Annotated in this window: 14 protein-coding genes; 10 read left to right on the top strand and 4 right to left on the bottom strand. The window is 70.9% G+C overall.

The features are described from left to right. The 6 genes from ACFWPT_RS10860 to ACFWPT_RS10885 all read left to right on the top strand — a co-directional run. On the top strand, positions 1-648 hold a 648-nt coding region (locus tag ACFWPT_RS10860; protein ID WP_380481127.1), incomplete at its 5' end, for a hypothetical protein. An 838-nt stretch (positions 649-1,486) separates the two neighbouring features. Next, positions 1,487-1,669: a hypothetical protein gene (locus ACFWPT_RS10865; RefSeq protein ID WP_380481130.1), complete on the top strand. Its 183-nt coding sequence runs from the start codon at positions 1,487-1,489 to the stop codon at positions 1,667-1,669. Positions 1,670-1,765: 96 nt separating this feature from the next. After that, a complete protein-coding gene (locus ACFWPT_RS10870) occupies positions 1,766-2,176 on the top strand; it encodes a hypothetical protein (protein ID WP_380481132.1) in 411 nt (136 codons plus the stop codon). A gap of 112 nt (positions 2,177-2,288) precedes the next feature. Beyond that, positions 2,289-2,660, top strand: coding sequence for a hypothetical protein (locus tag ACFWPT_RS10875; RefSeq protein WP_380374133.1), 372 nt, complete (start codon positions 2,289-2,291; stop codon positions 2,658-2,660). Between the two features lie 262 nt (positions 2,661-2,922). Further along, positions 2,923-3,279, top strand: a complete 357-nt coding sequence (locus ACFWPT_RS10880; RefSeq protein WP_380481135.1) for a hypothetical protein — start codon at positions 2,923-2,925, stop codon at positions 3,277-3,279. Beyond that, on the top strand, positions 3,279-4,544 hold the full coding sequence (locus ACFWPT_RS10885; protein WP_380481138.1) for a hypothetical protein: 1,266 nt from the start codon (positions 3,279-3,281) through the stop codon (positions 4,542-4,544). The genes ACFWPT_RS10880 and ACFWPT_RS10885 overlap by 1 nt, the downstream gene beginning before the upstream one ends. A gap of 43 nt (positions 4,545-4,587) precedes the next feature. Here ACFWPT_RS10885 and ACFWPT_RS10890 read toward each other — a convergent pair whose 3' ends face one another. Next, complete coding sequence (locus ACFWPT_RS10890; RefSeq protein WP_380481141.1) at positions 4,588-6,027, bottom strand: M1 family metallopeptidase; 1,440 nt, start codon at positions 6,025-6,027, stop codon at positions 4,588-4,590. Between the two features lie 23 nt (positions 6,028-6,050). Then, on the bottom strand, positions 6,051-7,016 hold the full coding sequence (locus ACFWPT_RS10895) for a M20/M25/M40 family metallo-hydrolase (protein ID WP_380481144.1): 966 nt from the start codon (positions 7,014-7,016) through the stop codon (positions 6,051-6,053). A gap of 143 nt (positions 7,017-7,159) precedes the next feature. On the opposite strand from ACFWPT_RS10895, the gene ACFWPT_RS10900 reads away from it, so the two are divergent. The 4 genes from ACFWPT_RS10900 to ACFWPT_RS10915 are packed head-to-tail and all read left to right on the top strand — an operon-like array spanning position 7,160 to position 11,235. Next, a complete protein-coding gene (locus tag ACFWPT_RS10900) occupies positions 7,160-7,924 on the top strand; it encodes a response regulator transcription factor (protein ID WP_380481147.1) in 765 nt (254 codons plus the stop codon). Continuing rightward, entirely contained in the window at positions 7,914-9,821 is a 1,908-nt protein-coding gene (locus ACFWPT_RS10905; protein ID WP_380481149.1) for an ATP-binding protein, read from the top strand. Before ACFWPT_RS10900 ends, ACFWPT_RS10905 begins: the two co-directional genes overlap by 11 nt. 44 nt (positions 9,822-9,865) lie before the next feature. Then, positions 9,866-10,231: a PadR family transcriptional regulator gene (locus tag ACFWPT_RS10910; RefSeq protein ID WP_063351477.1), complete on the top strand. Its 366-nt coding sequence runs from the start codon at positions 9,866-9,868 to the stop codon at positions 10,229-10,231. Then, entirely contained in the window at positions 10,228-11,235 is a 1,008-nt protein-coding gene (locus tag ACFWPT_RS10915) for a hypothetical protein (protein WP_380481152.1), read from the top strand. Before ACFWPT_RS10910 ends, ACFWPT_RS10915 begins: the two co-directional genes overlap by 4 nt. A 178-nt stretch (positions 11,236-11,413) precedes the next feature. On the opposite strand, the gene ACFWPT_RS10920 is transcribed toward ACFWPT_RS10915, so the two are convergent. After that, a complete protein-coding gene (locus tag ACFWPT_RS10920) occupies positions 11,414-11,644 on the bottom strand; it encodes a hypothetical protein (protein ID WP_380481155.1) in 231 nt (76 codons plus the stop codon). 288 nt (positions 11,645-11,932) lie between these two features. After that, positions 11,933-12,703, bottom strand: a complete 771-nt coding sequence (locus ACFWPT_RS10925; RefSeq protein ID WP_107452943.1) for an ATP-binding cassette domain-containing protein — start codon at positions 12,701-12,703, stop codon at positions 11,933-11,935. Positions 12,704-12,762 lie beyond the last annotated feature (59 nt).

A 12,762-nucleotide genomic window follows, 5' to 3' on the forward strand; every position in this document is an offset into this window, starting at 1 on the left:
CTCCTGCCCAACGACCCGCAGCAGTGGAACGCCTACGTGTACAGCAACAACGACCCGGTCAACAAGACCGACCCCACCGGCATGGCCCTGGAGGAATGCGCCAGCGGGATGGCCAAGTGTTCCAACATGGGCACCAAGGTGGAGAGCGAGGGGCCGAACTACCAGAAGATCGTTGAACAGAACAACCGCGACTACTACGACACTGCTCGCGAGGTGGGGTTTGGGCCGACGCCCGCATATTCACAGAGGTTCGCTAAGTCGGGTCCCAGCAATGGCGGTGGTAACGGCATCATCATGGCGAGGTTCTTCATCCATATGAAGAGTGCCGCCTTTGGGAGTTTGCTGGGGGATAATCGATCTTGGTCGAATTCGCCAGCCGATAGCGCACGCATGACCGTTTTCTGGGATACCGATACCGGTGGAGCAACGTTTACCGTGGTGCCGTCAACTGTGGCGGGGCATCACGATACGGTAATTGGCGGCACGTCGCGCCATCCGACTACGAGGAATGTCTGGGTGCCGCCGCGGATAGTTCCAGCGAAAGAGAGGGAGATCCTGGTCTGCTTGCAGTTCCGTTTGTGTCATCCCTCTTCTCGCCTTCGGGCCGTACCTACCAGAATGGCGGGTGTGTATCAGGGTGCTGATTAACAGATTTAATCGAGTCGGCCGGTGGTTCAGTCGGGCGCTGCTGAGATATCTTGCGGTGTGCGTGGCTCCCGTGTGCGTTTTTATGCTCGTTCTTTCAGCATTTGCGCCCGGAGGGCATGACGCCAATGGATTCTCTCTAGCCGACTCCCTGGATGACCTCAAGCTGCTGGCGCTCATCTCGCTCACAATAACTGTCCCCACACTGTTCTTTCTCTTCCTGGTCTCTTTTTGGGCGGCCAGGGGGAGGAATGTTCGGGGGGTGGCTGCCGTGTTGTTTGCTCTGCCCCCAGTGCTCTATCTCCTTGCGGGTGCTTGGCCCTTCCTGCTGATGAGCGCACTCGGTGTGATCTACGCAATGGTAGTGATGCCCGCGCCTGCGTCTAGATCCTGATTTTGCGACATCTGGGTCCCCGGGCGCGTGATGCGCATCGGGGACCCAGATGTTTATTCTGGGCACTTACGGTAACTTCCCGTTCAATCCTGGTGGGGTTCATCGAGTAATCGCTCGGCGAGCCCGCCACGAGTGGGGGATCATGGAAGGGGGGGGTGGATGCTGGTCAAGAGTCGTTCACCCGACAGTAGTCCGTCGGCTGTGGATAGCCAGTAGGTCTGTGCCATGAGCGCCCCATCCGGTTGCCGGATGGGGCGCTCAGCTGTTGAGGGGTTAGCTCGTGGAGCTGTTGCGTGGAGGATAATAAGTGGACGGGGAAGGCTTTCGTTGCAGGGCAGGGTGGCCGGGATCCAGAATGAACTGATGGATTGTCAGTTCTGGCTGGGCGGTGCTACCGTATGCGGTCCTTGTCCTGTGAGGTCGGGGGCTTTGATGGTTGTCCTTGGAATGCTGATACCGGTTGTCCTGGGATTAGCCTTGGTCGCAAATTTTCGTGGAATCCGCGACTTCTTCGTGGAGGGCGCTGAGAAGAAGTCGATCCCGGTGATCGCGTTGATTGTCGGCTGGTTCTTCATTGTGGTTCCTGGGGTGGCTGTCCTCGGCATGGCCGTCAAGGCGATCCTGCGCTGACCTGTTCGGACTGTCGCAGGTGGTGGCGCGTGACTTCTGAGGCGGTGGGGCGGTCTTCGGGACGGCCTCGCCGCCAGATCCTTTGATGGAGGGTGCGTGAAGGGGCAGCGAATTGTCCTGTGGAGTGTGGTCGGTGGGGTGCTGGGTGTCCTCGGGTTGGGTTGGGCCGTGTGGGTGACGGTCCGACCTTCCGGGCCTGATGTGCCGGATCCGGTCGGACGGTGGGCCGGAGGAGCGGCGGCTGTCGAGCTTCTTCCGGATGGGCGGGTCGGATCGGCACAAGTGCCGGCCCGCGTGTGCAGCGCTGCCTTGGTGGACCGGGAACAGCCGACGGAGATTGAGGGGCGCTGGAAGAAGTCGGTTCTCGATGACGTGGGGCCGGGGGTCTACGTGGACGCGACCCGGAAGGACGGGAGCGGTAGTTGTCGGTTCTGGCTGACGGCCGAGGAGAACGGGAAGGACCTGTGGGTGCTGGTCGATCAGGGGTTCGTCATGAAGAAGGACTGAGATGTCGCGGGGGATTCGATTCCTGGCGGTATGGAACGGGGTGGGAGTGATCGGGATGCAGAGGCCGAGCCGGGTGCGTGGACGTGGGAGGCTGCCTGTTCTGGCTGTCTGTGTGGCATCGGCTCTGCCGCTGGCGGTTTCGTGCACGGTGGCGAAGGATCCTGTCCCGGCTGTTATTGGGTCCTGGAAGGCGCCCGTTGCTTCGATTCAGTTCCTGGAGGGCGGCAAGCTCGGCGAGGTGAGCCTGCTCCCCGCCATGTGTCGTGGAAAGAAGTCCTCGACCGTGGTGAAGTTCACCGGCACCTGGAAGTACGGGACGCTTTCCGACGCCGGACCTGGTGCGGTCGCCCAATTGGTCTCCGTCGACGGCGATCTGAGGTGCGAGCGGTTCTTTCAGTACGTCAAGCGCCAAGGTGAGGAGCGGTTGGGACTGACCGGTGTGGACGACGGTGGCGTGCCGTTCGCCGCGTTCCTTCGGCAGTAGGTCCGTTTCGAGAGCCGCCCCATCCGATGTATCGGATGGGGCGGCTCTCGCGATGGAGCATGGGCGACGCGGGGTCCGGGGGCGTCAGGGGGGTGTCAGGAGTGGGGCGGTGATCGTTGGGATGTCGTCAAGAGTGGTCGAGGTCCGGGGTGGGGTCGGGTGAGGTGGGTGGGTGCCGAGTCCTCCGTTGCCTGATGTGCCTGGTCCCACTGGTGGTTACCGCAATGCGCCTACCGGGGTGCCGCCGTACGGCGGGCCGGCGGTGCCGCAGCTGCCGGCTCTGGACGGGACGCTGGTGGTCGACTTCGCGTTGGTGGGCAAGGCCGGGGCGGATGCGGGGCGGGCGGCCGACGGCATGGCTGCCGCCTGGACGGCGCTGAGTTCCGCGGCCCTGTTCGGCGCGGCGCCCTGGGGGGATGATCCGGCGCTCGGGCAGGGCTTCGACCAGGTCTTCGCCCAGCCGCGGGACGATCTGCTGAAGGCGGTGCAGGCGCTGCCGGACACCTTGCGCAAGCTGGCCGATGCCCTCGGCGCCACTCGCAGCACGTTCGAGAAGGCCGACGAGCACGCCACGGAACTCGCCTGGACGTTCCCGGTGCCCGGTAGCGGCGGCGCGTGATGGCGGTCGACGCCCCCAACGCCTCGCTGCCGGACGGGTTGCAGAACCTGCTGATGATCCTGGTGGGGAACAAGTGGCCCACGGGGAACGAGAGTGCGCTGCGGGCCGAGGCGGATGCCTGGACCGAGGCGGCGAAGTCGATCCGTGCCTGTGTCCTGGACCTGGCGGACGCCAAGTCCCAGCTCGACCAGGGTCTGAGCGGTGCCACCAGGGACGCGTTCGACGCCTATCTGGCCAGGCTCGCCGTCGCCGACGACGCCGCGCTGCCGCTCATCGCCCAGTGCTGCGACGCCGCCGCCGACGCGCTGCACAACCTGGCGAACCAGATCGAGACCCTGCGCATCGAGATCATCGGTGCGCTGGTGGTCCTGGCCGTTCAACTGGCCATCGACGCAGCGTTGTTCCTCTTCGGCGGGGCCGAGGCGGCGCCCGTGGAGATAGCCTTCACCAGGGCCCTGGTGTGGGCCTTCCTGCGCAAGGCGCTGATCAGTGCGGTGACCCGGGTCGCCGAGTCTGTGCTGGCCCAGGTGGGCTTCGACCTGCTGGCCCAGGTGATCGAGCTGGGCCAGGGCCACCGCACGTCGATCGACGGCGGCGAGCTGGGCACGGCCGCCGTCAACGGGGCGGTGGGCGGCGCGGTCGGTGTCGGTGCCGGGTGGCTCGGCAAGGGGCTGGGCAAGGGTTTGGGCAAGGGGCTCGGGAAGGGCTTCACCTCGCTGACCGGCAAGGAGGCCGGCGCGTTCGCCAAGGGCGCGGCCGGGCTGGTCTGGAACACCGGCTACGGGGCGCTGACCGGGATGGCCGAAGGCGCGGCGCAGGATGCGGTGTTCGGGTTGTCGGGCGACTACGTCTCCGGCGCGGCCAACGGCGCGTTCGCCGGGGCGTGGGGGTGGCGGCACGGGGTGATGAACCCCGGGAACAAGTTCTCCATCTCGCCGGGCGACCACATCGAGGGCTGGCTGAACGGCCGGTTGGAGGGCCCGCGCCCACCGCGCGGCGGTACGACGGGGGACGGCACGCCAGGGGGCGGCCCGTCGGAGATCGAGCTCGTCCCGGTCGGGGACCTGCCCCATGAGCTGCCGCCGCTGCCGCCGCAGGACACGGACCTCTCGGGCCTGTTCCACGAGATGGGCCACTTCCCGGCCCCCGTCGGCGACTTCAGGCCGACGCACGGCGGCACCTCGGTTCCGCACCGCCCGCAGTCGAGGACCGTCTCCGACATCGTCCTGGAGGAGCTCAGCCCGGGCGTGCGCCAGCCCTCCTGATGGAAGATCAGGAGGGCTGGCGTCGGTGCGGGGGGCGTGGGGGCTATCGGCTGGCGGGCGGGGCGAGGGGGGCCAGGGTGCCGGGGTAGAGGTATTCCTTCGCCGGGATCGTGGTGCCGTGGGCCCAGGCGTCGAAGAAGCCCTTGAGGTCCTTGCCGGAGACCTTGGCGGCGAGGGCCTCGAACTGGGGGAAGGAGGCGTTGCCGTAGGCGTGGTCGGCGGTCCAGCGCTTGAGGGTGGCGAAGAACGTGTCGTCTCCGACGGTGCGCCGCAGGGCGTGCATCATCAGGGAGCCCTTGAAGTAGAGGGCCGAGGCGAGTTCCTTGCCCTGCCCGGGGTCGTAGAGCTTGGTGGACCAGTACTCCGGCTTGTTCCGGTTCTCCTCGACGCCGGGGGCGTAGAAGCCGGTGTCGAGGTTGCTGCCCTGGTGTTCGTCCCACAGCTGGTTGGCGTACTGGGCGACGCATTCGGCGATGCAGCCGTCGCGCCAGTCGGTGAACGAGACGCTGTCGCCGAACCACTGGTGGGTGATCTCGTGGACCGCCGCGGAGTCCCAGAAGTAGTTGGTGTAGGTGGGCCGGCTCTGGGTCTCCAGGTCCGGCGCGCCGGTGCCCGTCTCCTTGGTCCAGCTGCGGACGATGGCGCCCGCGGAGGAGAACGGGTACGGGCCGAACTTGGAGGCCAGGAAGGCGATGATCTCGGGCTGCTGGGCCTCGGTCGCCTTGGCCATGTCGTCGATCGGCACGTCCGGGCCGTAGGCGGTGATGACCGGCGTCCCGTCGGGCAGCGCCGAGCGGTGGACGGTGAACTTGTCGATGGCGACGGTGCTGAGGTAGGTCGCCATCGGCTTGTCCTCGCGCCAGCGGAAGGTCGTCGAGCCGTCCTTGCTGGTGGTCTGGCCGGGCCGGCCGTTGCCGATGGCGGTCCAGCCGTCGGGGACGGTCGCGGCGAGCGAGAAGGTGGCCTTGTCGGACGGGTGGTCGTTGGAGGGGAACCAGGAGGTCGCCGAGTGCGGCTCGCCCATCGCGTTGACGCCGCCGGACACCAGCTGGTGCCAGCCCTCGGGGTCGGGCTTGCCCGCGTACACCACCCGCACCGCGAAGGTGGCGCCGCCGGTCACCCGGCGGGCGGGCACGATGTCCAGCTTGTGCGTGCCGGAGCGGGAGAACGACTTGGCCGGGGTGCCGTTCACCGTGACGGAGGTGACCTGGAAGCCCTTGAGGTCCAGGGAGAGGCGGTCCAGCGACTGCAGGGCCCGGGCGGTGACGGTGGTGTCGCCGTTCAACTGGTCGGGGTGCGCCGGGTCGTAGGCGATCCGGACGTCGTAGTTCGCCACGTCGTAGCCGACGTTGCCGTCCTCGGGGAAGTACGGGTCCCCGATCCCGGCGGCGCCCGCGGGGAGGGCGGTCAGGGCGACGCCGAGGGCGGTGGCGGTCGCCAGCAGGACGGTGGCCTTGCGGGGGCGGATCGGTGGTGTGCGCATCTGTGCCTCCTGGGGACGGGCGGTCAGGACCGGTCGGCGGCGGGAGTGGTGGCCGGGGCGGTGGTGGCCGGAGCGGCGGGGGCGGCGGGCTTGGCGGTGGCGAACTGCCAGACCACGCCGATCATGGCGTTGGTGCTGGTCGCCTGCGTCGCGGGGTCGACGTTGGCGAGGTTGTCGCACGCGCTGTGCAGGCAGTCCGAGACTCCGCTGCTGAAGCCGGACGACGGGATGCCCGCGTCCCCGAACGGCTGGCTGTCGGAGCTGTCCAGCGGGATGTCGAAGGTGGCCAGTCCCCGGTCGGTGAACCACTTCTCGAAGGCCTGGAAGGCCGCGGTCTCGTTGTTCTTCGCGTCCTTCACCAGCAGGTACTGCTGGAGGTTCTTGCTGCCCGCCTGGTCGAGGTTGAGGTACAGGTCGATGGCCTTGCGGTCACCGGCGGACAGGTTCTTGACGTAGTCCGCCGAACCGACCATCCCCAGCTCCTCCGCCCCCCACCAGGCGAAGCGCAGGTGCCGCTCGGGCTTCAGCTTGGCCTTGGCCACCTGGAGGGCGGTGGTCAGGACGGCCGCCGAGCCGGAGCCGTTGTCGTTGATCCCCGGGCCCATCGTGACGCTGTCCAGGTGGGCGCCGGTGAGCAGCACGTGGTCGGGGTCGCCGCCCTGCCAGTCGGCGATCAGGTTGTAGCCGTCCTTGCCGTCGTGGGAGAAGCGGCGCAGCTGCGTCTGGAAGCCGGCCCGGTCCAGAGCGTGCTTCATGTAGGCCACCGACTCCGCGTACCCCTTGGTGCCGTGCGCGCGGTTGCCGCCGTTGCGGTCCGCGATCCGCTGCAGGGCCTGGAGGTGCGGCATCACCTCGGCCGCCTCGACGGTGGGCGCGGCGGGGGCGGGCCTGCGCTCGGCGGCCGTCGCCGCGACGGCGGGGACGGTGGACAGCAGCAGGGCGGCCCCGAGGACGTGGGCGGCGAGGGACACCAGACGGCGGGAGGGCATCACGCGGGAGCCTTTCGGAGGCGGGGCCGGGGGGCTTCCCCCGGCGGACTCGACCCACCCTGGTCCGTCGATGTCAGGAACTTGTCGAGAGGCTGTCGGGAACCGGTAGGGGTGCTTCCGGAGGGCGACTTACGATCATCCTCATGTGCGCACATGTCGTGGTCGCCGAGGACGATCCCAAGCAGGCCGACCTGGCCCGCCTGTACCTGGAGCGGGAAGGGCACCGCGTGGTCGTCGTCCACGACGGCCGGGCCGCGCTGGAACAGGCCCGGCGCGGCCCGGCGGACCTCCTGGTCCTCGACGTGATGATGCCCGTCATGGACGGGCTCGACGTCTGCCGCGCCCTGCGCGCCGAATCCGCCCTGCCGGTACTGATGCTGACGGCCCGCACCGCCGAGGAGGACCTGCTGCTCGGCCTCGACCTCGGCGCCGACGACTACCTCACCAAGCCGTACAGCCCGCGCGAGCTCGTCGCCCGGGTCCGGGCCCTGCTGCGCCGCGGGTCCCGGCCGCTGGCCCCGGGAGCTCCCGCGCCGCCGGCCGCGCCGCCCACCATGGCACCGCTCCCGCCGCCCGCCGCCGCGCCGCCGGCCGTGCTGACCGCCGGGGCCCTCACCATCGACCCCCTGCGCCACGAGGTCACCGCCGACGGACGGCCCGTCAGCTGTACGCCCGGCGAGTTCCGGCTGTTGCAGGTGTTGGCCGCCCAGCCCGGCCGGGTCTTCACCCGGGCCCAGCTGCTGGAGCACCTGCACGGCATCGACCGGTACATCACCACCCGGACCGTCGACACCCACGTGATGAACCTGCGCCGCAAGATCGAGCCCCAACCGCGGTGCCCCAGCCGCCTGCTGACGGTCTACGGCATCGGCTACAAGCTCGCGGAGGGGCCGCGCGGTGCGTCGTGACGCCCCGCCGCGCCGCAGCCTGCTGGTCCGGCTGCTCGCCCTCTCCGCCCTGGTCTCGCTCTGTTCGATCGCCGCGACGGCCTGGCTGACCGCCCGCACCACGACGGGCGCGATCAGACAGGAGCAGCGCCAGGTCCTCGCGGACCAGGCCCGGATCTACCACGAACTGCTCGGCTACGCCGCGACCCACCCCGACTGGACGGGTGCGGAGAGCACCGTGCGGCGGCTCGCCGCCGAGACCGGGCAGCGCATCCTGCTGACCACGCCGCGCTTCGAGCCGGTCGTCGACTCCGCGGCCGCCGCACCCGGGTCACCGCCGTCGGCCGCCACCGCACCCGGGTCACCGCCCCCGGCCGCCACCGCACCCGGGTCACCGCCCCCGGGCGCCGCCGACCGGACGGTGCTGCCCCGGACGCCCACCACCACCGTCGACCCGCTCTCCGTCGACCTCGCCATGCTGCCCGACGCCCCGGCCGACCGGATCGACGCCCGCGCCGTGGGCCCGTTCCGGCTGACGACCGCCGAGCGCGCGGCCATGGAGGAGGCCGCGCGGAGCCGGGCCGGCTGCCTGCGGTCGGAACTGGGCGTCGAGGCGACCGTCACCGACGACGCCGGCGGCCGCCCCGTGGTGAGCGTCCCCGGTGGCCGGCCGCTCGGCGTGCGCTGCGCGCCCCCGCTGGTGCTGGACGCCCCGACCCGCACCGAGAGCGCCGCCCTCGCCGACCTCACCGCGCTCGTCAACGCCTGCCTGGAGCGCCAGCAGATCCGGCCCGTGACGCTGTCCCTGGGGCTGCAGTGGGCCCCGGCCCGCGACCGGGAGCAGGAGCAGGTGATCTCCGCCTGCCTCGCCAACTCCCGCCGGCAGCAGCTCGTCCGGTACGTGGCGCCGCCCGTGCTGCTGTTCGTCGGCGCGCCCGCCGGCGCGGCGGACCAGGCCCCCGCGCTGTCGGCCCCGCACCGCGGGCGGGTCGCCGAGGTCGCCGCGCTGGTGCTGGTGGTCACCGTGGCGATCACCACGATCGTCGGCCTGCGGCTCTCCCGGCCGCTGAACGCGCTCACCCGCGCCGCCCGGCGGATGGCCGACGGGGACCTCTCCGCCCGGGTGTCCGCGACCGGCCGCGACGAGATCGCCGGACTCGCCGCCGCCTTCAACGCCATGGCGCAGCGCCGCGAACAGCTGGAGGAACTGCGCCGGGCGATGGTCGGCGACATCGCGCACGAGCTGCGCACCCCGCTCAGCAACATCCGCGGCTGGCTGGAGGCCGTCGAGGACGGCGTCGTCACCGCCGACGGCGCCCTGACGAGTTCGCTGCTGGAGGAGGCCCTGCAACTCCAGCACCTGATCGACGACCTGCGGGACCTCGCCGACGCCGACGCCGGTGAACTGGCCCTGCACCGCGAGCCCGTGGACGTCGAGGACCTGCTGGCCCAGGTCGCCACCGCGCACGGCGCCCGGGCGCAGGCGTCGGGCGTGGCCCTGGTCGTCGATACCGCCTCGACGACCAGGGCCGGGTGCGAGGTGTCCGCCGACCCGGTGCGCCTGCGCCAGCTGGTGGGCAACCTGGTCGCCAACGCCGTCCGGCACACCCCCGAGGGCGGCACGGTCACCCTGCGGACCCGCCCGGAGGCCGACGCCCTGCTGATCGAGGTCGCCGACACCGGCGGCGGCATCGCCGAGGCGGACCTGCCGTTGGTGTTCGAGCGCTTCTGGCGGGCCGACAAGTCCCGCAACCGGCAGAGCGGCGGCAGCGGTCTGGGCCTCGCCATCGTCCGCAAGCTCGCCGAGCTCCACGGCGGCGGCGTCCACGCGGCCAGCAGCCCCGGCGCGGGCTCGGTGTTCACCGTGCGCCTGCCGGCTCCGGCGGCCGCCGGGTGCGGGGGCGGAGCGGGCCGATAGCTAAATCATCGACATATGTTTGCCATTGATCTATGCTCACGGTCATGGCTAACCGTCAACTACAGGAGCCGACCCGGCTCGTGCTCACCGCGCTCGCCGATGCCCCGCGGCACGGCTACGCGATCGTCCAGGAAGTCCTGGCCATCTCCGACGGCCGGACCAAGTTGCTCACCGGCACGCTCTACACCGCGCTGGACCGGCTCCTCCAGCAGGGGCTGATCCGGATCGACCACGAGGAGGTCGTCGGTGGCCGGATGCGGCGCACCTTCGCCCTCACCGAGGACGGCCGGGACGTCCTGGGCGCGGAGACGGCGCGGCTGCGGGCCGGAGTCGTCGAGGCCGAGCGCAGGCTCGCCCTCGGGCGGGGTCCGCGCCTCGGGGCGCTCCGGCTGAGCGGCGGTGCGGCATGACCGCGCAGCAGGCCGGGGCGCTGCCCGGCAGGCTCCCGCTGATCGGCATCTACCCCGCCGCCTACCGGGCCTCGCACGGCGAGGAGATCGCCGCCGTCTTCGCCGAGTCCGTCGAGGGCGCCGACCGGCGCACCGTGCTGCGCGAGTGGGTCACCCTGGCCGCGCACGCCGCCCGGCTGCGGACCCGGCTCAGCTCCGGAGACCCCGCGGGCCGGGCGCTCGCCGGCGCCGCGCCGTACCTGCTGGCCGGCGGGGCGGCGCTGGCCTTCGTCCAGCTGCTGATGGGCCTCTTCATCAGGGAGCCGCACTCCGAACTGATGGGCCTGCACACCACGGCCGCGTCCGCGGTGGGCGTGGTGCAGACCGTCCCCTGGCTCCTCGCGCTGCTCGGCGCCGGCCTCGGGCACTGGGGCGCCGCCCGCGTCCTGGTGCTGGTCGGCGTCCTCGTCCGGATCGGCGCCGCGGTCGGCTATTTCGTCCACCCGGCCGGGGTGCTCTTCCTGTCCCTCTACCAGCTGCCCCTCTGGCTCCTGCTCGGGGTGCCGCTGCTCATCGCCCCGCCCGACGGCGTCGACCAGCGCGTCCGCGCCCGGGTCGGGACGGTCGTCGCGGCGGGTGCCATCGTGCTGCCGATGAGCGCGCTCGTCCTCGCCTGGCCCTGGCGCGAGTTGGAGGACTACTCCGAGGTCATCTTCCCGCGCAGCACCCAGATGCTGCTCGACGCGTCGTCGGCCTGGCCCGCCGTGGTGATGGCGATCGCCTTCTTCGTCCACTTCGCCGCCCGCCGGCCCGACCGGCCGCGCGCCGTCGGCGTGGCGCTGGCCGCCCTCCCCTGGGCGGTCATGCTCCCCGCGCCTTACTACTGGGCGCTGCCGCGCGACCTCGCCGACCTCGGGCGCAACCTCGCGGTCGTGGTCGGTCTGCTGGCTGTCGCCGCCACCCTCGCCGCGTTCAGCCGCACCCTGGCCGCCTCCCGGAACCCGGAGCCGGTCGAGCCGGCCTGACCGCGCAGGCGGTGCCCCGAACTGACCGCCGGTGTCGGGCCGGCCGGTCCGAGGATCCCCGAGTCCCTTCTTCCGGAAGGGGCTCGGGGATCTTTCGGCGTCGGTCCTCGGCGGTCGGGCGGTCCGTCCTCGGCGATCGGCGATCGGTACGCGGTGATCGGTGCGCGGTGGCCGGTCCTCAGCGGTCGGCGGAGAAGCCGTTGATGACGCTCAGGGCGCTCAGGGTGCTCAGGGCGCCGAAGCCGCCGTCCGCGCAGACCGGTTGGAGCTGGACGTCGCCGACGATCTGGAAGAGCTTCTCGGCCGGGTCGGCGGCCGTGGGGTTGCAGACGGGCTGGCCGACGCAGTGGTGGATGGCGGCCACGCCGGCGCCGGTGACGGCGGGGGAGGCGGTGGTGCAGAAGGTCACCACGCCGATCTTCGCGGGGTTCGGCCCGTCGGGGTCGTGCGGCTCCCACGTGCCGGAGGTGGTGGAGTCGGCGACGTTGCCGCCGCACTGCCCCGCGGCGGCGGGTGCGGCGGGCGGCGGTCCGGGATGCGCCGGCGCGGTGCGCGGGAGGGCGCACGGGGCGCGGGAGCCGCGACTGGGGAAGCGCTGTGCACCGCTTGACCGGGGGGCGCCGGGGAGGGCGAGGGGCGCCGGGGAAGGGGCGCCGGGGGCGCCCTGGGAGAGGGGCGCCGGGGAAGGCGGGGCGGATCAGGTGGTCGAGCCTCTTCGGAGGTGCTGGAGGCAGTCGGCGATCTCGGCGGGGGTGGAGGGGCCGAGGGCGTCGGCGAGGCGGCCGTGGTGGAGGAAGACGACGCTGTCCGCGCACGCGGCGGCTTCCGGGTCGGTGGTGACGAGGACCGCCGTGAGGTCGAGGGCGCGGACCGCGCGGCGGAGTGAGGCGCCGATGGCGCGGGCGAGTTCGGGCGAGTCGTCGTGGCCGGGGGTGTCGACCAACAGCAGGCGCGGTGAGCCGGCCAGCAGCCGGGCCAGCATGGCGTTGTGCTGCTGGACCCGGCCCAGCCTCCGGAGCGGCCGCCGCCAGAGCCACAGTCGGGTGACCCGGCTGATCTGCCAGGCCTGGCGGCGGCCGAGTGCGGAAACACCCGGGTCGACGAATTCACGAACCGTCACATTCGGGTGGACTGGCTCGTGTTGGCCCCAGAGCGCACCGACGGAACCCCGTCCACCGTCGGCCCAGTGGACCGTTCCGGTGGACGGGGTGGTGACGCCGGCCATGCACTCCAGGAGTGCTGTGGTGCTGGCGCGTTCGTCTCCCATGACGGCACAGAAGCGGCCTTTTCGTACGCCGAGTGAGAACTCGCGCAGGACCGCTGTGGGACCGTTCGTGCCCGGGTGGATTTTCGACACGTTTTCCAGCGTGACGGCACAGTCTGGGGCGGCTTCCCGCTCAGCTGGTCCACCTCCCATCATGAATCCGCTCCCAGGCTTCCGTAAATGATGCGTGCGGCGACAAGGCATCGTGCGTGCATGCCCAGAACCTACTCGCTCGTAATGGGTTTAGGCCATGCTGCCCGCAT

It is taken from the genome of Kitasatospora sp. NPDC058478 (assembly GCF_042720345.1).
Classification (GTDB): domain Bacteria; phylum Actinomycetota; class Actinomycetes; order Streptomycetales; family Streptomycetaceae; genus Kitasatospora.